Genomic DNA, 19,225 nt, shown 5'->3' on the forward strand with positions numbered 1-19,225 from the left:
GCTAATAATCATGAAAAACCTTGTATATCCAGCTTTTTTGCAAGGCGTCATAGTGGGTTTGACAAATCATGTATTCGATAAAATATGACAAGCAAAAGACTTCTTTCTCTTGATATCTTGCGTGGCATAACGGTGGCATGCATGATATTTGTGAACAATGGAGCGGGTGGCGACCTCTTTGCTCCGTTGCGACATAGCGTTGTATGGCATGCGAAGGACAGTTTTTCGATTTTGCCCACCTGCGTATCTTTGCCGTGATGCAACGCATTGCGCTCAGTTATGCTGCCGTTAGTTCGTTTGGTCTCACCTCTTTTATATATGGAGGTATTCATTCCGTGGTGTCTAGCGGGTATTGGTCGTCGTTCATTTATTCATCGTTGTTCGTCGCGATGCATGTTGGTTTCGGTTATCCTTTGTATCGTAAGCACATCTTTATCAAGTTGTAGACAGTGCAATATAGAAGTAGTGCCCTGCGATAGCACATCATTTAGAAACTTCAAATAACTTTACTCGTTTTACTGAACAGGCTCGGCAGCATTACTGTCGAGCCTGTTCAGTATCCCTGTTCGGCCGTTGCAGCATTGTTGCCTAGGCTATGCAGGAAAGAGAGAGTGATGAGTTAGGAGTGAGAAGTGATGAGTTTGTGAATGTAAAGAGTGATGAGTTAAGAGCGAGTAGTGAGGAGTTTATGAATATAAGGTTAGAAATTAGGAGTGAGAACTGAGGGTATTATATACTAGAGAGTTTATACATTGAGTCGAAAAAGGAAAAAGAGTTCATTTATTTGTGAATGTATTCGGAAATAATTATCTTTGTACCAAGATGCTGATAAGCAGAAAAAGTGGAAGTTTATTTTGAAAAAGACTATCTAAAAGAGTTGTACCAGCAGGGAAAAGCTACGGATAAAAAGCATTGTTTTCAGCCAGACATTATCCGTAGATATATTCGTGTGGTAGATACACTGATAGCGCAACCTAACACGATTGCCCTTATGCAATATCGTTCCTTACATTATGAGAAATTGAAAGGAGATAAGGTTGGATTGTCATCTGTAAGAGTAAACGACCAATATCGAATAGAGTTTGAGGAACATATAGTGGATGGGCAGACACTAGCCACGATATGTAATATTGTAGAATTGTCAAATCACTATAAATAGGAAGCCTATGACAGCGAAGAACGAACAGGCGATTCAGAATGTAGCTAACCGTATGGAGCCTTTCGCACCAACTCATCCCGGAGTCGTTTTGAAAGAAGAAATAGAATATCGAGGTATTTCTCAACGCAGAATTGCGAAAGAAATGGGAGTGCTCCCTACACAATTGAATGAGGTGTTGAATGGTAAACGACAACTCACAACAGAGTATGCATTGCTTTTTGAGGCTGTACTCAATATCGCAGCAGAGCCCTTGTTGGAGATGCAAGTGCGCTATAATATGATAATGGCAAAGCGTAATAAGACTTTGACAGATCGCCTTGCCAATATCAGAAAAATTGCAGCTGTGTTATAAATTTAGTATTTTATCCTCTTTATCCCTCTCTTAGGAAGTCGAGACATTCCTTGATTTCCTCGTCGGTAGCAGTTTGATTGATTTTGATATTGCCGATGTCGGAGAGGAGAGTGAAGTTGATGATGCCTGCAGAATTTTTCTTATCGTGGTGCATCAACTCTATTAATTCTGCGTAATCATCGCACGTGATGGGAAGTATGCCGTAGTTTTCGCGAACGAAAGCTACTGTTTGGCGCATCTTATCTGTAGGGAATGATGCCTTTAGGCAGCTAAGGTAAAGTTCGCAGATGAGTCCGAAAGCTACGGCATAGCCATGTAGTATAGCCGTATGGTCGCCTTGTGTAGAACGGCGTAGCGACCAACTTTCAAAGGCATGTCCGAACGTATGTCCAAGATTGAGGGCTTTACGAATGCCATGTTCGTGCGGGTCTTGTTCGACCACACACTGTTTTACCTTTACCGAGTCGCCCACCATCTGTTTCAATTCCTGCCAATCGGGCTGATCTAAGTTGAAATGGAGCAGTTGTGCCCACATCTTATCGTTGCTGATAAGACCATGTTTAAGCATCTCGGCATAGCCCGAACGGATGTTCATGTCGTCGAGGCTCTTCAGAAAGACGGTATCTAAAATGACGAATCTACTATCGCTGAATACGCCAATCTCGTTTTTCAGTCCATTGAAATTGATACCCGTCTTGCCCCCGACCGACGCGTCGACCATGGCAAGCAGGGTAGTGGGGATGTTGATAAAGTTGATACCGCGCTTAAAGGTAGACGCGGCAAATCCGCCTAAATCGGTCACCATGCCTCCACCCATATTGATGAGGCATGAGTGGCGAGTCGCTCCGTTGCGGCCGAGTTGCTCCCATACATACGCCAACGAGTCGATGTTTTTGTGTGTATCGGTAGCCGAGATGACGATGGGACATGCATCTTTTAGACCCACGAAGTGTTGCAGTATGGGCCAGCAGGTGCGATGGGTAGTCTCATCGAATAAGATAAAGAGCTTGTCGTGCTCGCACTCAGAGATGGCAACAGCCAACTCTTGCTTCAAATGTTGCGAAATGATGATTCTCTGTTCCATAATTGTACTTACGTAGGTGATGTTTATATTCACAAATATAAATCATTCTGCGAATACAAACAAAAAAATATAGCACTTTTTATCGTTTGGGTATTAAACTTATGACAATGTTGCGCGTCTAAGAAATCAGAGACTAAATAGAAGAATAAAGAACGAACAAGTATGAAAAGAACGCTTTGGACCATGTTGTTGTTGCTGGCAACGACTGCATTGTTTGCCCAAAATAGAAATATAACGGGTACACTTACTGATAAAGATACGAAAGAACCACTCGTACAAACCACCATCCAACTGTTGCGACAGAAAGATAGTACGTTTGTGACAGGAGCTATATCCGACGATAATGGTCGGTTTTCGGTGGTAGCACCTGAGGATGGTAACTATCTCGTCAAGATTTCGAGTGTGGGCTATGTATCGGTGTTGAAACCTATCAAGATTGTTAATGGTGCCGACGTAGCATTGGGGTCGATCATCATGAAGGCCGATGCCATTATGTTAAAAGGAGCAACTGTCATGGGGCATGCCACCAAAGTGGTGTTTCACGAAGACACCTTTATGTATAATGCCGCGGCCTATCGCACACCCGAAGGGTCGACAATAGAAGAACTTGTGAAGCGTTTGCCGGGTGCAGAGGTAAAGAGCGACGGTACAATAACGGTCAATGGCAAGGAAGTAAAGAAGATATTGATAGACGGAAAGGAGTTTATGACGGGCGATACGAAAACGGCCTTGAAGAATTTGCCTACCTCGATTGTAGATCGAATCAAGGCATACGATCAGAAGAGCGACCTTTCACGCGTTACAGGTATCGACGATGGCGAGGAACAGACGGTACTCGACTTTGGTCTCAAACCGGGTATGCATAAAGGCATGTTTAGTAATATTGACCTCAGTGTAGGTACGAATAGTCGTTATTCTGACAGATTGATGGGTGCCTATTTCAACGATAAATACCGCTTTATGCTCTTTGCCAATGCCAACAATACCAATGATATGGGCTTTCCCGGTGGCGGTGGAAGAGGAAACTTTGGTATGAATAGACAGGGACTGATGGCTACCAAGATGATTGGAGCCAACTTTAATTATGAGAATAAGGGTAAGTTGAAGCTCGATGCCAGCCTGCGTTGGAATCATTCGGATGGCGATGCCAATACACAAACATCCGTCCAAAACTTCATGGCAAAGTCGGGTGCTTATTCAAATACCAACAGTCAAAACTATACGCGCAGCAATAGTTGGGACGGAAGAATGCGGCTGGAATGGACGCCCGACAGCATGACCAATATCATGTTCCGTCCGTCTTTCACCTATTCTACAAACGATGGACGGTCGGTTCAAGCCTCGGCATCATACAATGTCGATCCCTATACGCTCGTTACCAATCCTCTGTCGGCCGAGTCGATAGCTCTGTTGGCTGTTGATAGCCTGATGGTTAACACGCGCAACACAAGTAGTCTGAGTTATGGTAATAATAAAAATATAAATGGGGTGTTGCAATACAATCGACGCTTGGGACATAACGGGCGTAACTTTACACTGCATGTAGCAGGTAATTACGGTTCGAGCGACTCCAAGAATCTGTCGCTTAGCGATGTCCGTCTCTATCAAGTGATGAATGCATTGGGCAATGACTCGACCTATCAAACGTATCGTTGGAATCTCGTACCGACTCGCAATTGGGGGTATAGCGCTGAATTTACCTATAGCGAACCTCTTTGGCGTGCGGTGTTCTTGCAATTCTCTTATCAATTCCAATACAAATATACGAAGAGCGATCGCTCTACTTACGACTTTAGTAGTCTTGGTGGCGGCTTCTTCGGTAATACTCCGCTGTTGTTCAGGGGATGGGATAACTACTTGAGTTTGTTGCCAAACCAGCTCGATAGTTACGAGAATAAGGATTTGAGTCGCTTCTCTGCCTATAAAAACTACATCCATGAGTTCAACTTGATGCTTCGTGTGATTCGTGCAAAGTATAAGTTGAATGTGGGTGTCATGGTACAACCGCAGAATACCAGTTACCAACAAGACTATTTAGGCATACATGTTGACACCACACGCTCAGTGGTTAACGTGACGCCAACATTTGATTTCCGCTATAAATTCAGTAATGTCAGCAATCTTAGAATCAATTATCGAGGTACTACATCGCAGCCATCTATGAGCCAGTTGTTGGATGTTACGGACGACAGCGACCCCTTGAATATCTCGAAAGGTAATCCGGGATTGAAGCCTGCATTTACCAATAACTTCCACTTCTTTTACAATAATTTCAACGAGAAGAGCCAGCGTGCATTCATGACATTCCTGAATTACAGCAACACACGCAACAGTATTAGTAATATGGTAACGTATGATGAGAAGACCGGTGGGCGTATCGTGCAACCCCAAAATATCAATGGTAACTGGAATATGATGGGTGCTGTGATGTATAATACCCCGATAGATTCGGCCGGATTCTTCAATATGAATACGTTTACCAATGTTGGTTATAATAATTATGTGGGCTATTTGGCTGTGGACAGAACGTCGAACTCGGTCAAGAATACGACACGCTCGCTCTCTTTGGGCGAACGCTTGGAGACCACATATCGCAACGGTTGGTTGGAATTGGGGCTTGATGGTTCGCTCAATTTTACACGCAGTAAGAATCAATTGCAAAGTCTCAACAATCTCAATACGTGGCAATTTGCCTATGGAGGTTCGGTGAATGTGACGCTACCGTGGGGCATGAGTGTGTCTACAGGATTGCACGAGAACAGTCGTCGTGGTTTTAGCGATGCGTCGATGAATACCAATGAACTGGTTTGGAATGCGCAAATATCTCAAGGATTCCTCAAAGGAAAGCCGTTATCTGTTTCATTGCAGTTCTATGATATACTCAATAACCAGAGCAATCTGAGCCGTGCCATCAATGCAACGCAGCGTACCGATACATGGTATAACAGTGTGAACAGCTATGCTATGCTCCATGTAATCTATCGTTTGAATCTCTTTGGTGGTAAGGATGCACGTGTCCGTGGTCGTCGTGGAGGCCCCGATGGTCCGCGCGATGGTGGTCCCAGCCGTCGTCCCGGAGGATTTGGAGGCTTCGGGCACGATAGATTTGGTGGTGGTCCCGGCCGCTTCTAATGTCTATCAATAAGAAAAGCGATACAGCTAAGTGTCTGTATCGCTTTTCTTATATCATTCTTCCGTATGTTCGATAATAATCTTTTCGATAGCTTGTGGGAAGTGTTTTTGCTCTAATAATTGCTCTTTGGCGGCAATATCTTCGGGGGTATCGGTGGGAAGAAGAGGAATCTTGTATTGTGCCAAAATCTCTCCGCCGTCGCAGACATTGCTTACCCAGTGTATCGTCATACCTGTCTCTGTATCTCCGGCAGCCTTCACAGCCTCGTGGACGTGGTGTCCGTACATGCCTTTTCCACCGTATTTAGGCAGTAGGGCAGGGTGGAGATTGACCATTCGATGGTCGTAGGCAGAGATTAAAAACGATGGAATCATGACGAGGAATCCGGCTAATACGATGAAATCTATATGATACTTGCTTAGTAACGGCATCATGATGGCTTCATCATTGAACTTCTCTTTTGGCACTATCTCGGTGGGAATATGATACTTATGGGCACGAATAAGCGCGTAGGCATCGGCCTTGTTGCTGAGTACAAGTGCTACTCGGATGGAGGAATGTCCGCTGAAATAGCGAATGATATTCTCACAGTTGGAACCGTTTCCCGAAGCAAATATTGCTATTTGAACCATCGTCGATATATTTAATTCAATGTGTGTGGAAGCCGATTATTCTTCATCATCCCAGCCTTCATCATCATCGAAGCCGAAGATAGAGGGCTCGACGAATGAGTCGAGAGCCCGACGTTCTTTCTTAGTTGGGCGTCCTGTACCGCGTGCTCTGTCAACAAAGCCACTGATACGACTCATTTCGAGTAGCTCGTATTGCTTGGCTTCGGTTACATTCTCATATACTTGAGGTACGAGTTTGGCACCCACACGATTTTCAATGCATTGGAGTATCTTGAAGGAATAGACGATGGGAGCTTTCTTTACATTAATCGTTTCGCCTACTTTCACCATCCTGCTGGGCTTAACCGTTGTTCCGTTGACTGAAACTCGGCCGTTTTTGCAGGCATCGGCAGCGATGGAGCGTGTCTTAAAGATACGTGCTGCCCATAGCCATTTGTCTATTCTTGCAGTCTCTGCCATGATTATTTCTTTCCTAATTTATTGAATTGGTTCATTGTAATGTCTATGCCGGCGAGTGCAAAGCTTTTGATAATCTCGCAAGCTGTATCAATAGCTGGTTGTAAAGCCTTCATATCTTCATCATCATAATGTCCCAATACCCAGTCTACCTGACCGCCACGAGGGTATTCGTTGCCTATCCCCATACGTAGACGAGCATAGTTTTGTCCTATCAGTTGTTGTATATGGCCCAGTCCGTTGTGGCCTCCATTGCTTCCATTTCCTTTTAGTCGGAAAGCTCCAAGAGGCAGTGCCACGTCGTCACTGATGACAAGTAAGCGGCTTTGGTCGATATTCTCTTTGGTAAGCCAATATCTAACGGCGTTGCCACTAAGATTCATAAACGTAGTAGGCTTGAGCAGAATAATCTTTCGTCCTTTGATAGAAGTCTCGGCTACAAAGCCATATCGCTTATCTTCAAAAACAATATTGGACGCTTTAGCGAAAGCGTCCAATACCATAAATCCTGTGTTGTGTCGGGTATTCTGGTATTCGTCACCGGGATTACCCAACCCACATATCAAATATTTGTCCATTGATTATGCATCAGCATCACTAGCTGCGTTATCAGCAGAAGCTGCAGCCATGCTTGCCTGACGTGTCATCTTGATTGAACAAACGATCACTTCCTTGCTTGTAGCAATGTCGATACCCTCGAAAGAAAGATCACCTACCTTGATGCTCTTACCGATTTTCAAAGCTGTAACATCTACGTCGAGATGCTCAGGAATCTGCATATAAGGAGCTGTTACATTGATCTTACGGATAGAAAGGTTCATACGTCCACCGTCGCGAACACCTTGTGCCAAACCAACCAACTTAACAGGAATACCGATAGTGATGGGTTTCTGCTCATTAATCTCGTAGAAGTCTACGTGTAGAGGAGCATCTGTTACGGGGTGGAATTGAATCTCTTTCAATACAGCGGTGTGAATATCGCCCTCAATGTCCAATTTGATTACATAGATGTGAGGTGTGTAGATAATCTTACGGAGTTCGCTGAAAGATACTTGGAAAGCAAATGCCTCGGGAGCACCGTTGCCATCTTTCTTCTCACCATACAAGTTACAAGGAATGAATCCTTCCTTACGGAGTTGCTTAGAAGCTTTCTTTCCAAGGTCTGTACGCTTCTTACCTGATACGTTAATCTCTTTCATAATTGTGTTACTCTAAATTAAGTTTGAATTAAATAAGATTGCCTTAATTCGCCATTACACGAGATGCGCTTTGCGAAAAAGCTTGGCAAAGTTAATACATTTCTTTCGATTGGACAAAAAAACAATTAAAAAACTCAGTTTTACAAGCCCATGTTTGCGTGTTCAAAGGATTTTAATTACATTTGCATCAATAATAACTTGAACATAAGACAACCAAAATTATTAGAGAATGATTAATCGGGAACTTATAAGAATTAAGATAGTTCAGTTAACCTACGCATACTATCAAAACGGGAACAAGAATATTGATACTGCTGAAAAAGAACTTTTTTTCAGTTTGTCCAAAGCTTATGACTTGTATAACTTCCTGCTCGAGCTCATTGTGGCTATTACGCGTGAGGAGCGACATCGTGTAGATATTGCCACACAAAGGGCTCAACGAGAGGGTACGGAAGCTCCTTCTGCTAAGTTCGCTTATAATCAATTCGCCGTGCAACTGGAAGAAAACAAGATGTTGGAAGAGTTCGTTGAAACTCAAAAGCAGACTTGGGAGGAGGATATAGAGTTTGTTCGTAAGTTCTGTAACCTCATCGAGCAGAGCGCTATCTATCAAGAATACATGGAGAGTGGGGATGATTCGTATGAGAACGACCGCGAAGTTTGGCGCAAACTATACAAAACTCTCTTTCTTGACAATGCCGAGTTGGATGCTCTCTTAGAAGAAAAGAGTTTGTATTGGAATGATGATAAAGAGGTAGTAGATACCTTCGTGTTGAAGACTATCAAGCGTTTTGACCCCAAAAACAAGAGCAAACAAGAACTCTTACCGGAATATAAAGATGAGGAAGATAAGGACTTTGCTCGCAAATTGTTCCGTGCCACAATTCTCAATGCAGCCCAATATCAGCGTTACATGAGCGATGCCAGTCGCAATTGGGACTTCTCTCGTTTGGCGTATATGGACGTTGTGATTATGCAGATAGCCATTGCCGAGATGCTCACATTCCCCAATATACCAGTGAGTGTGACCATTAACGAGTATGTAGACCTTGCAAAACTCTACAGCACTTATCGTAGCGGCGGTTATATCAATGGTATGTTGGATACCATAGCCCGCTATCTCATCAATTCAGGTCACATGTTGAAAACCATTGAAGAGCCTCGCGACAAGCGTCAGGCAGAGCATATCTCTCGCATGGAGCGTCAAAGTGAGCAGCAAGAAGAGATAGAGGAAGAAACAAAGGAGTAGAATAACAATAACTAAAAATACTAACGAAAATGAATTCAATCGTTCTAGCTGCACAAGCAGCTCAAGGAGGTGGCGGCATGGGTATGCTCGTCATGATGGTAGCAATCTTTGCTATTATGTGGTTTTTCATGATTCGTCCACAGCAGAAGAAGCAGAAGGAGACTCGCAATTTTCAAAATTCTCTGCAAGAAGGGACAGCCGTTGTCATCGGTGGTGGCATCTATGGAACCGTTAAGCGTGTAGATATTGAGAAGCATACTGTTGACGTTGAGGTTGCTCGTGGAGTGGTTCTCACTGTCGATAAGACCGGTGTTTTCGCCGATGTAACAGCTGTTACTCCCAACGCATAAACCAATTTATGTTAAAAGCCATAGGGCATATATACAAAAAGATCAGAAACTTCCTGTTCAGTTTGGTGAATAGGGAGTTTCTGGTTTTTTTGTTTTTCTTCGCATTAAGCGGTAGCTTTTGGCTTTTAACATCGTTGAACGAAACTTACGAGGCTGAGATAGCAGTGCCGGTGAGGCTTGTTGGTGTACCGCGTAATGTGATTATCACCAGCGAAATGACCGATACTATCCGTCTGACGGTTCGTGATAAAGGCTTTACCATAGCCACTTATCAACATTCAGACCGTATTCGTCCGCTTGTATTCAACTTCTCTACCTATGCCAATACAGCTACTGGTAAAGGGACGATTACTTCGACTGATTTGCAAAAGCAGCTGTATCCAATGTTGTATGGTTCCACACGAATGACCTCATTGAAGCCCGATAGGCTCTCTTACTTCTTCAATTATGGAGAGTCAAAGAAGGTTCCTGTGAGGCTGTACGGCAATGTTAAGGCCGGAAAGAGTTATTATTTGGCTCAGACACGTTTCTGGCCTGAATACGTAACAGTCTATGCCGGTCGCCATATATTGGATAGTATCCAATCGGTTTACACCGTACCTATTACGCATACCAATCTTCAAGACACCCTGATAGAGCGTGTAGCTTTGCGCCATATACAAGGGGCTAAGTGCATTCCGGCGGTTGTGAAGGTAGGCTTCTATCCCGATATTCTGACCGAAGAGACGGTATCTGTGCCGATAGAAGCAATCAATATGCCGGCCGGAAAGATATTGCGTATGTTCCCATCTCGTGTGAATGTCGTCTTTACTGTGGGGGCAAGCATGTTCCGTAGAATTGAACCGGAACAGTTCAGGGTTGTTGCCGACTACAATGATATAGCCGGTCAGCATACCGACAGATGCCCGCTTCAACTACGCGTCTATCCACATGATGTGCGTGGAGCGAAGTTGGAGATTTCCCAGATTGATTATCTCATCGAACAGCAGTAATTCTTTCATCATGAAACAGCGTCTCAAAGTTGCCATTACGGGCGGCATGGGTAGCGGTAAAAGCTATGTGTGCAAGTTGCTGGGTGAGCTGGGTATCCGGGTCTACGATTGCGATGAAGCGGCTAAACGACTCATGCGCACATCGCCGGAATTACAATATGAGTTGCAAAAACTGGTGGGAGAGGATGTCTATAAAAACGGAGTTTTGCAGAAGTCGGTATTGACTGCATACCTCATGCAGACCGATACCAACCGCGAAGCCATCAACAATGTGGTGCATCCTGCTGTGGCTCGCGACTTTGAAGCGTCGGATTTTGATTGGTTGGAGAGTGCTATTCTCTTTGATAGTGGTTTCTATCGTCGTGTACATTTCGACCGTGTGGTCTGTGTCTCGGCACCGCTCGAAGTGCGTATAAGTCGCATCATGCAACGCGATAGACTTACTAGGGAGCAGGCTCTCGACTGGATTCACCGACAACTGCCGCAAGAAGAGGTGGTCGAACGCTCCGATTTCGAGATTATCAACGATGGTGTGGCAGATTTAAAACAACAAATTAATCGAATTATCAAACAATTATAATACATTATTCAAATGGAAACAATTCTTTCTATAGCAGGTAAACCGGGACTTTATCGTCTGGTATCACGTGGTAATATGAATCTTATCGTAGAGGCGCTTGATGCCACTCGCAAGCGTATGCCGGCTTTTGCCACCGACCGTGTGACAAGTCTTGGCGATATAGCCATGTACACCGATGCCGACGACGTGCCATTGTGGCAAGTACTTGAGAACTTAGGTAAGAAGGAAAACGGCAAACCTGCTTCTCTTAACTACAAGAAAGCGAAGAGCGAAGAACTGCGTAGTTTCTTCGCAGAGGTGTTGCCTAACTTCGACCAAGACCGCGTACACGACAGCGATATTAAAAAGTTGATTCAGTGGTACGATATTCTTGTGAACAATGGTATCACCAATTTTAAAGAAACTCTTGCTCCAACTGAGGGCGACAATGTAGATGAACGCAAAGACCAACAGCCTGCCGAATAAGTCGGTTGATAGCTAAACAGCATATAGAAGAGACGTCTTTGAAAGATGTCTCTTCTATTTCAATCTATATACAACAATCAATGGACAAGCGATATGTCCATTGATTCTTTGTTTTCTCCTTATGTTTAAAAATCAATTCTGGTTTCATCTTCTCGGTATCCTTATTGTTCTTATCTGGGGAACCACGTTTGTTAATTCCAAAGTATTGTTGCTTTATGGGCTTCAGGCACACGAAATATTTGTCATTCGCTTTGTGCTGGCCTATATCTGTATATGGTTTATCTCGCCTAGAAAGTTGTTGGCCGATTCTTGGCGCGACGAACTTTACTTCTTGGTGTTGGGTATGACGGGTGGTTCGTTGTATTTTATTACCGAGAATACAGCCGTCAGAATTGATTATGTCAACAATGTTTCGTTCATTGTTTGTACTGCACCGCTGCTTACTACCATCCTTGCTATTCTCTTTATCAAGGATGTGAAAGCCACGCGCCCGCTCATTACAGGCTCTATCTTGGCACTTGTAGGAGTGGCATTGGTGGTCTTCAACGGACAGTTTGTGCTGAAACTCAATCCGCTAGGCGACTTTTTAGCGTCGAGTGCTGCTCTCTGTTGGGCAATATATAGTATTCAAATGCGTAGCATCACACGTCGTTACGGTTCGGTATTCATCACTCGTAAGGTGTTTTTCTATGGTGTTCTGACGTCCATACCTATCTTTATAGTCAAGCCGTGGCATTTTCCTATGAGCGGATTTTGGGCTTATCCAGTGTGGACAAACCTTGTTTTTCTCGGTATCATAGCTTCCTTTGCCTGCTTCGCTTTGTGGACAGTGGTGAATAAGCGTATTGGAGCATTGTCGGCATCCAACTATATTTATTTGAATCCTATATCTACTGTGGTGGCCAGTGCGTTGTTTCTTGACGAACCCATGACATTGATTGCCTATGCTGGGTCGGCTCTTATATTATTAGGTGTATACGTTTCTAATAAATAAACTCTTCACTTCTCACTCCTAACTCCTCACTTCTCTATGCACTGCAGTGCCTTTACAGTATTGCTGTTCGGGCTTTTCAGCATTGCTGCAAGGCCGAGACAGTCTTATTGCCGGGCTGTTGCAGCAAAGTGAGTATGTAAGTTGATGAGGCTAAAAGTTTGTGAGTTTGAAATGAAGATTGGACGCTTTATGGTCTCATACTGTTAGATATGCCTATTCACCGATACTTCGTCCCACGGTATAACCGGTGGTCCAAGCTGCTTGAAGATTGAATCCGCCCGTCACGGCATCAATATCCAGCACCTCGCCAGCAAAGAAAAGGTGGGGACAAATCTTACTTTCTAGTGTGTTCAAGTTGACGTTGCTCAGCGCGATACCGCCACATGTGACGAACTCTTCTTTGAAAGCACCCTTGCCATTGATGTCGTAATGATCGTTGACAAGCGTCTCTACGAGTTTGTTTAATCCCTTTTTACCCATCTCGCCCCATTTCTTTTCTACGCTCAGTCCGGCTCTCTCAATGATGAATTGCCACAACCTTGAAGGCAATTGGAAGGGTGTAATGGTACTCAATTGCTTCTGTGCATGCTGGCAAGCAAGCTCGGTAAGCAGTGTTTGCACGTCGCTGTTGTTGGTGCATCCGGTCCAGTTCACTGCGATAGGTACTTGGTATTGATGTTCGGCCAAGTGTCGAGCGGCATGCGATGAGAGCTTAAGAATGGCCGGACCGCTCATTCCCCAGTGTGTAATCAGTAGTGAACCGCTCGACCGGAACTTTGTTCCCGGCATTTGGACGATGGTGTTGGTCACCACCGTTCCCATGAGTTGGCGGAGCGATTTGTCGTTTATGTTAAAGGTGAAGAGCGATGGTACGGGAGATTCTATTTGATGTCCCAAGGCCGATAGATATTCTAATCCTTTGCCACGGGGTGCTCCGCCGGTGGTAATGGCTATCCGGTCGAATGCCATTTGCTTGTCGGTAAGTGTCAAAAGCCATTGGTCATGGGGCTGTTGTATGATGCCTTTTACCTCATGACGGGGCAAAATGCGGACGCCCAGTCTATGTGCTTCGTTCACTAGACAATCAATGATGCTTTGCGAATCTTGTGATTGTGGGAACACGCAGTGGTCGTCCTGTATTACCAGTCGCACTCCATGGGCTTCGAACCATTCGTAGCTGTTGCGCTCATTAAAGCTCTTGAACAAGCGTTTCATGAGTTTGTGACCGCGCGGATAGACCTGTTTCAAGTCGGTAACACCTTCGAAAGAGTTGGTGAGATTGCAGCGTCCACCGCCCGATACGCCCACTTTGGCCAGCACTTTGTTGGCTTTCTCTAAGATGTATACATCGGTTTCGGGATGTAGACTCTTTACAGTGATGGCGGCAAAGAAGCCGGCTGCCCCTCCACCTATGATGGCTATCTTCATTGTCATTGTTCGTTTAATATAGGTTACAAATATACTATATTTTTTCAATACATCTTGTCCATTTGTTTGGCACTTCCCTTAAAAAGGGCTAACTTCGCGTTGTAATCAACCAACATACACGTATGTCTAAGGCTAATAAGCAAGAACAAATACTCGTGAGCATCACCGGACAAGACCGTCCCGGTCTCACGGCTTCAATCATGGAGATACTTTCCCGTCATGATGCCGACATCCTTGATATCGGACAAGCAGATATTCATAGCACTCTCTCGCTAGGTATTCTCATCCGATTGGGCGAGATGCAGTCGGGACAGGTGATGAAAGAACTTCTCTTTAAGGCCACTGAGCTGGGTGTGAACATAGGTTTCTCGCCCATATCCGATGATAAATATGAGGATTGGGTGGGTCGCCAAGGCAAGAATCGCTATATTCTTACTCTCATCGGGCGTAGTCTGTCGGCTACACAGATAGCCGCTTATGCCAAGATAATCGCCTCCCAAGGCCTCAATATTGATTCTATTCTGCGTCTGACAGGGCGTCCGAGCATCAAGCATACGGAGCGAAATGTGCGTGCATGTATTGAGTTCTCGTTACGTGGAACACCCGATGACCGTGCTGTTATGCAAGCCGAATTCATGAAGCTGTCGGCAGATATGGGTATCGATTTTTCTTTCCAAGAAGATACAATGTACCGTCGTATGCGTCGACTCATCTGCTTTGATATGGACTCTACGCTCATCCAAACCGAGTGTATAGATGAGTTGGCTGCCAGAGCAGGTGTGGGTGAGCAGGTACGCAAGATTACCGAGCGTGCCATGCGAGGTGAGATTGATTTCAAGGAGAGTTTTACCGAGCGTGTAGCTCTGTTGAAAGGACTTGATGCGAGTGTGATGCAGGACATTGCAGAACATCTTCCTATCACCGAAGGTACCGACCGTTTGATGTCGGTATTGAAACGTTGCGGCTATAAGATAGCCATCCTTAGCGGTGGATTTACATTCTTCGGCGAGTATCTGCAGCGTCGTTATGGTATCGACTATGTCTATGCCAACGAGTTGGAGATAGGTGATGATGGTAAGTTGACAGGCCGTTATTTGGGAGAGATTGTCGATGGACATCGCAAAGCTGAACTCTTGAAACTCATCGCACAGGTGGAAAAGGTGAATTTGGCGCAAACGATTGCGGTTGGAGATGGTGCTAACGACCTGCCTATGATTTCGGAAGCAGGACTGGGTATCGCCTTCCATGCCAAGCCACGTGTGAAAGCTAATGCCGAACAATCTATTAGTACGATTGGTCTAGATGGTATTCTCTATTTCTTAGGATTTAAGGATAGCTATCTGGGAGAGGATGGGCAGTGATTGTTTTAAGGGAGTTAAGAGGAGTTTTCGCCTTGAGCTTTGGAGCTAATGGGAATTAGAAGAACCATGAAACTGCTTTCCAATATTGTTGTAAAGTTTGCACAAATGAGAACAAAATTTCGCATGTTGACGAAATTTTAGTTCCTTTGTAATCAATAAAGCAACGCGGAATGAACAGCCATATCCAAACGATATTGACCATATCCGGTTCCGATGGTACAGGCGAATCGGGTGTACAAGCCGATATCAAGACCGTTTCGGCCTTGGGAGGGTATGCTGTTTCGGTCATCACCTCGGTCACTGTGCAGAATACGGTGGGCATTCAGAGGTTCTTTGATATACCGGTCGATGTTGTCAGTGGACAGATAGAGGCCATCATCAACGACGTGCAACCTACGGTATTTAAAATAGGTATGGTGCGCAGTGTGGAGATATTGAGGGTGTTGATAGATGCTATTGTGCGCTATCAACCGCGTCATGTCATCTACGACCCGATTGTTTTTTCATCGCGTGGTGAACGTTTGATGGGCGATGATGTGCTTGCTCAGGTGCGACAAATGCTGTTACCGCTCTGTTCACTCGTCATTGTAAAACCGCACGATGCCGCTAGTTTGGTTGGCATTCGGGGGAAACAATCGGTCGAAGAGCAAGAGATGTTGCAACGTTTAAGAGCCTTTGGCTGTCGCGAAGTACTGTTGATGAACGATCGTTCACCCATTCTGCATGGCCAGAGTAACACCCTCTCTTCTGCCATAGCTACTTTCTTGGCACAAGGAAAGACAGTGGAGCAGGCCATATCTCAAGCTCGTTCGTATATCTCGCAGCAGATTATGCGAGCTGATAATCTACAAGGTAGGAGCCCGGAGTTGTACAATGATTTCATCGATGCCGTACATTTGCATTGTCATACCAACAGCGATGTGGCTTTCTATGCTGATTGTCTGAATGTGAGTAGCCGATATTTGGCGCAAGTGACGCGTAGAATAGCCGGTAAGTCGCCCAAAGAAATCATCGATGAATGTGTGGTAGAAGTGCTTGTCAGGCAACTTTTGACAACCAATAAGACCGTTCAAGAGATTGCATACGAGTATGGTTTCTCTTCGCAAGCGCATTTCTCACGCTATTTCAAGAAGCAAAAGGGGATGACACCCAGTGCTTTTCGACAGAATAAAGAGTAAGATTAAAACTAAAATAACCACTAAAAAAGCAACAAAATGGAAACTAGACAGATGCTCAATCGCAACTTAGCCCAGATGTTAAAGGGCGGTGTTATCATGGATGTAACTACCCCCGAACAGGCTCGTGTAGCCGAACAAGCTGGTGCTTGTGCCGTTATGGCACTAGAACGTATCCCAGCTGATATTCGTGCAGCGGGTGGTGTGTCTCGCATGAGCGACCCTAAGATGATACGAGGTATCCAAGAAGCCGTATCAATTCCTGTTATGGCAAAGTGCCGTATCGGTCATTTCGCCGAGGCACAGATACTCCAAGCTATTGAAATAGACTACATCGACGAGAGTGAGGTACTCTCTCCGGCCGATGATGTTTACCATATCGACAAGACCAAATTTGATGTTCCATTCGTTTGTGGAGCCAAGAATCTGAACGAAGCATTGCGTCGTATTGCTGAAGGAGCAACCATGATACGTACTAAAGGAGAACCCGGAACGGGCGATGTTGTACAGGCTGTGCGCCATATGAGGATGATGCAGAGCGAGATGCGTCGCTTGGTTTCGATGCAAGAGGATGAGTTGTTCGAGGCTGCTAAGCAGATGCAGGCACCGCTAGAACTCGTTCGTTACGTGCATGAAAATGGTAAATTGCCCGTTGTAAACTTCGCTGCTGGTGGCGTAGCTACACCTGCCGACGCTGCTCTTATGATGCAGTTGGGTGCTGAGGGAGTGTTCGTGGGTAGCGGAATCTTCAAGAGTGGCAATCCAGAAAAGCGTGCCAAGGCTATTGTTCAAGCTGTTACCAACTTCCAAGATGCTAAAATGCTGGCAGCCCTTTCGGAAGATTTGGGCGAAGCAATGGTTGGTATCAACGAGCAAGAAATTAGCCTGTTGATGGCTGAAAGAGGCAAATAATGAAGATTGGAGTATTGGCGTTGCAAGGCGCTTTTCTTGAACATGAACAGATATTGGAACGTCTTGGAGTTGAAACTGTGGAGATACGGCAACTCAAAGACTTCCAACAACCGTTGAATGGGCTTGTGATTCCCGGTGGAGAAAGTACGGTTCAACTGAAGCTTTTGCATGATTTGGGCTTGTTCCAACCTATTCAAGAGGCGATTAATGGTGGTCTTCCGGTGTTCGGAACATGTGCCGGCTTGATTCTGTTAGCCCAACATGTGGTGGGCGAAGAGGCCGATCGACTGGCTACGATGAATATGACTGTGTGCAGGAATGCCTATGGTCGGCAGCTTGGCAGTTTCCATACGGAGCATCAGATGGAAGGTATTGAGGGCGAAGTACCCATGACTTTCATCCGCGCACCATATATAAAAGAGGTGGGAGAGGGCGTAGAAGCGTTGGCAGAAGTTGATGGTCACATCGTAGCAGCGCGTCAAGGACGACAGCTCGTCACCGCTTTTCATCCAGAATTGACTGATGATTTGCGTGTTCACCGGTATTTCTTAGACCTTATTGAGCAACGTTAGAGCGTCTTTTATAGTCATTGATGAGTGCTATTATCTGCTTCAGCTTGGGCGATTTATCACCTCGCTGTAGTCGTTCTATGGCTAGTTCTTCGATGGTTTTGGCTTCTTCGTAGACGCGAACAGTTGGGTTAGCACCATGTTTTAAGAGGATAATACCTAGCTCATCGTATTCGTTGACTACCGCACATGATAAGGCTGTGGCTGCCAATTGATGATGTTCATAATTCACATCGGCCCCCTTGGACAATAGCAATTGTGCAAGGGGGATGTTGCCACTCTCCGTTGCTGCTATCAATGGAGTGTAATAGTCGCAGTCACCATACCTCTCTATGATGTCCTTATCAACCTTTGTAGTGTCTCCTCCATGCTGCCATGCATTGATATGAGCTCCATATTCCAACAATTTTTTCGCACAATCCACTTGCTCTTTCTTATTGTCATAGTAGCAAGAACAGACGATTGTCAGGGGAGTATCTCCGAATAAGTAGTCGTAGACATTCGGATTTGCGCCTGCATTGAGTAGTACTTTAATACCCTTCGGGTCGAAGTTGAGGGCTGCCAAGTGCAGCAATGTTTGCCCATACTGCTTTTCTCGCACGTTCACATTTTTGGAATTTGCCAGTTGTTTCAGCTTATCCCAATTCTTTTCTTCCAAAGCTTGCGCTAACGGTTCGGCCGTTGTGCCCTCAAATAAGGTGTAGTCACTATATTCGGGATAGCTGGGTGGGGCATCTTTTTGAGCTATATAATCGGAAACAACGAAAATTGTCGATAGTAGTAATACCACACCTATCTGTGGTAAGAAGTCTAATAGGGCGTTGTGATAGCGTTCATGAAGTAGCAGACTCAGTTTAGCAGCACCTAATAAAAGGAAACTGTACGAGTTGACTGCGATGAAAAGCAACCATCCCAAAAGCTCATTGGGTGGGTTATCAAAGATAAATATGGAGCCAAAGTAGACGACTGGAGCAGCTATAATAGGCAATAACGTGAGCGAGAGATACGCTTTCAGCCATCCCGGTGCGGCATCAAACCGTTTGCTAATCTTTATTTTCATCGTCTCAAACTCTTAATCTATTATGATAATCTCTGCGTTTTTACCTTCCTCGTATACTCATAGATATACTCTCTT

The 19,225-nt window shown here is 44.9% G+C and carries 21 protein-coding genes and 1 pseudogene; 15 read left to right on the forward strand and 7 right to left on the reverse strand.

Features of this window, described 5'->3' with window-relative positions; translation table 11 throughout:
• Positions 1 to 84 precede the first annotated feature (84 nt).
• The 4 genes and pseudogenes from HMPREF0671_RS12460 to HMPREF0671_RS03955 all read left to right on the forward strand — a co-directional run.
• Positions 85 to 201 (forward strand): annotated as a pseudogene (locus HMPREF0671_RS12460) (DUF5009 domain-containing protein); the annotation flags it as partial.
• Between the two features lie 2 nt (positions 202 to 203).
• Positions 204 to 446, forward strand: coding sequence for a hypothetical protein (locus HMPREF0671_RS03945; RefSeq protein ID WP_036896893.1), 243 nt, complete (start codon positions 204 to 206; stop codon positions 444 to 446).
• Positions 447 to 841: 395 nt separating this feature from the next.
• Positions 842 to 1,159 carry a type II toxin-antitoxin system RelE/ParE family toxin gene (locus HMPREF0671_RS03950; RefSeq protein ID WP_036896895.1) on the forward strand — a complete coding sequence of 106 codons (318 nt, stop codon included), beginning with the start codon at positions 842 to 844 and terminating at the stop codon, positions 1,157 to 1,159.
• 7 nt (positions 1,160 to 1,166) lie between these two features.
• On the forward strand, positions 1,167 to 1,511 hold the full coding sequence (locus HMPREF0671_RS03955; RefSeq protein ID WP_036896897.1) for a HigA family addiction module antitoxin: 345 nt from the start codon (positions 1,167 to 1,169) through the stop codon (positions 1,509 to 1,511).
• Positions 1,512 to 1,530: 19 nt separating this feature from the next.
• On the opposite strand, the gene aroB is transcribed toward HMPREF0671_RS03955, so the two are convergent.
• Positions 1,531 to 2,595, reverse strand: coding sequence for a 3-dehydroquinate synthase (gene aroB, locus HMPREF0671_RS03960; RefSeq protein ID WP_036896899.1), 1,065 nt, complete (start codon positions 2,593 to 2,595; stop codon positions 1,531 to 1,533).
• 162 nt (positions 2,596 to 2,757) lie between these two features.
• Here aroB and HMPREF0671_RS03965 point away from each other — a divergent pair, with 162 nt between their 5' ends.
• Positions 2,758 to 5,727 carry a TonB-dependent receptor gene (locus HMPREF0671_RS03965; RefSeq protein ID WP_036896902.1) on the forward strand — a complete coding sequence of 990 codons (2,970 nt, stop codon included), beginning with the start codon at positions 2,758 to 2,760 and terminating at the stop codon, positions 5,725 to 5,727.
• Between the two features lie 54 nt (positions 5,728 to 5,781).
• Here HMPREF0671_RS03965 and HMPREF0671_RS03970 read toward each other — a convergent pair whose 3' ends face one another.
• The 4 genes from HMPREF0671_RS03970 to HMPREF0671_RS03985 are packed head-to-tail and all read right to left on the reverse strand — an operon-like array spanning position 5,782 to position 8,015.
• Positions 5,782 to 6,360 (reverse strand): phosphoribosylglycinamide formyltransferase, encoded by a 579-nt coding sequence (locus HMPREF0671_RS03970; RefSeq protein ID WP_036896904.1) that lies wholly within the window; start codon positions 6,358 to 6,360, stop codon positions 5,782 to 5,784.
• A gap of 36 nt (positions 6,361 to 6,396) precedes the next feature.
• Positions 6,397 to 6,819, reverse strand: coding sequence for an RNA-binding S4 domain-containing protein (locus HMPREF0671_RS03975; RefSeq protein ID WP_036896906.1), 423 nt, complete (start codon positions 6,817 to 6,819; stop codon positions 6,397 to 6,399).
• A gap of 2 nt (positions 6,820 to 6,821) precedes the next feature.
• Entirely contained in the window at positions 6,822 to 7,394 is a 573-nt protein-coding gene (gene pth / locus HMPREF0671_RS03980) for an aminoacyl-tRNA hydrolase (protein ID WP_036896909.1), read from the reverse strand.
• A gap of 3 nt (positions 7,395 to 7,397) precedes the next feature.
• Positions 7,398 to 8,015: a 50S ribosomal protein L25/general stress protein Ctc gene (locus HMPREF0671_RS03985; protein WP_036896912.1), complete on the reverse strand. Its 618-nt coding sequence runs from the start codon at positions 8,013 to 8,015 to the stop codon at positions 7,398 to 7,400.
• Between the two features lie 229 nt (positions 8,016 to 8,244).
• On the opposite strand from HMPREF0671_RS03985, the gene nusB reads away from it, so the two are divergent.
• The 6 genes from nusB (at position 8,245) to HMPREF0671_RS04015 (ending at position 12,645) form a co-directional block, all read left to right on the forward strand.
• A complete protein-coding gene (gene nusB / locus HMPREF0671_RS03990; RefSeq protein WP_036896914.1) occupies positions 8,245 to 9,264 on the forward strand; it encodes a transcription antitermination factor NusB in 1,020 nt (339 codons plus the stop codon).
• A gap of 29 nt (positions 9,265 to 9,293) precedes the next feature.
• A complete protein-coding gene (gene yajC / locus HMPREF0671_RS03995) occupies positions 9,294 to 9,614 on the forward strand; it encodes a preprotein translocase subunit YajC (protein ID WP_036896917.1) in 321 nt (106 codons plus the stop codon).
• A gap of 134 nt (positions 9,615 to 9,748) precedes the next feature.
• Positions 9,749 to 10,606, forward strand: a complete 858-nt coding sequence (locus HMPREF0671_RS04000; protein ID WP_369793920.1) for a YbbR-like domain-containing protein — start codon at positions 9,749 to 9,751, stop codon at positions 10,604 to 10,606.
• 10 nt (positions 10,607 to 10,616) lie between these two features.
• Complete coding sequence (gene coaE / locus HMPREF0671_RS04005; RefSeq protein ID WP_036896923.1) at positions 10,617 to 11,186, forward strand: dephospho-CoA kinase; 570 nt, start codon at positions 10,617 to 10,619, stop codon at positions 11,184 to 11,186.
• Between the two features lie 12 nt (positions 11,187 to 11,198).
• Entirely contained in the window at positions 11,199 to 11,651 is a 453-nt protein-coding gene (locus tag HMPREF0671_RS04010; RefSeq protein ID WP_036896926.1) for a DUF5606 domain-containing protein, read from the forward strand.
• Between the two features lie 121 nt (positions 11,652 to 11,772).
• Positions 11,773 to 12,645 (forward strand): DMT family transporter, encoded by an 873-nt coding sequence (locus HMPREF0671_RS04015; RefSeq protein ID WP_036896929.1) that lies wholly within the window; start codon positions 11,773 to 11,775, stop codon positions 12,643 to 12,645.
• A 213-nt stretch (positions 12,646 to 12,858) separates the two neighbouring features.
• Here HMPREF0671_RS04015 and HMPREF0671_RS04020 read toward each other — a convergent pair whose 3' ends face one another.
• Positions 12,859 to 14,073: an NAD(P)/FAD-dependent oxidoreductase gene (locus HMPREF0671_RS04020; protein WP_036896932.1), complete on the reverse strand. Its 1,215-nt coding sequence runs from the start codon at positions 14,071 to 14,073 to the stop codon at positions 12,859 to 12,861.
• A 122-nt stretch (positions 14,074 to 14,195) separates the two neighbouring features.
• Between HMPREF0671_RS04020 and serB the strand changes: the two genes are divergently transcribed.
• The 4 genes from serB to pdxT all read left to right on the forward strand — a co-directional run bounded on the left by serB (position 14,196) and on the right by pdxT (position 18,093).
• A complete protein-coding gene (gene serB / locus HMPREF0671_RS04025) occupies positions 14,196 to 15,434 on the forward strand; it encodes a phosphoserine phosphatase SerB (RefSeq protein WP_036896935.1) in 1,239 nt (412 codons plus the stop codon).
• Positions 15,435 to 15,604: 170 nt separating this feature from the next.
• Entirely contained in the window at positions 15,605 to 16,612 is a 1,008-nt protein-coding gene (locus HMPREF0671_RS04030) for a hydroxymethylpyrimidine/phosphomethylpyrimidine kinase (protein ID WP_036896938.1), read from the forward strand.
• Positions 16,613 to 16,648: 36 nt separating this feature from the next.
• The gene (gene pdxS, locus HMPREF0671_RS04035) at positions 16,649 to 17,521 is read left to right on the forward strand and encodes a pyridoxal 5'-phosphate synthase lyase subunit PdxS (protein ID WP_036896941.1); all 873 of its coding nucleotides are present in this window, start codon (positions 16,649 to 16,651) and stop codon (positions 17,519 to 17,521) included.
• Positions 17,521 to 18,093: a pyridoxal 5'-phosphate synthase glutaminase subunit PdxT gene (gene pdxT, locus HMPREF0671_RS04040; protein ID WP_036896944.1), complete on the forward strand. Its 573-nt coding sequence runs from the start codon at positions 17,521 to 17,523 to the stop codon at positions 18,091 to 18,093. The genes pdxS and pdxT overlap by 1 nt, the downstream gene beginning before the upstream one ends.
• On the opposite strand, the gene HMPREF0671_RS04045 is transcribed toward pdxT, so the two are convergent.
• Entirely contained in the window at positions 18,077 to 19,150 is a 1,074-nt protein-coding gene (locus tag HMPREF0671_RS04045; protein WP_036896947.1) for an ankyrin repeat domain-containing protein, read from the reverse strand. The genes pdxT and HMPREF0671_RS04045 overlap by 17 nt on opposite strands.
• Positions 19,151 to 19,225 lie beyond the last annotated feature (75 nt).

It is taken from the genome of Prevotella sp. S7 MS 2 (assembly GCF_000762865.1).
Taxonomy (GTDB): Bacteria; Bacteroidota; Bacteroidia; order Bacteroidales; family Bacteroidaceae; genus Prevotella.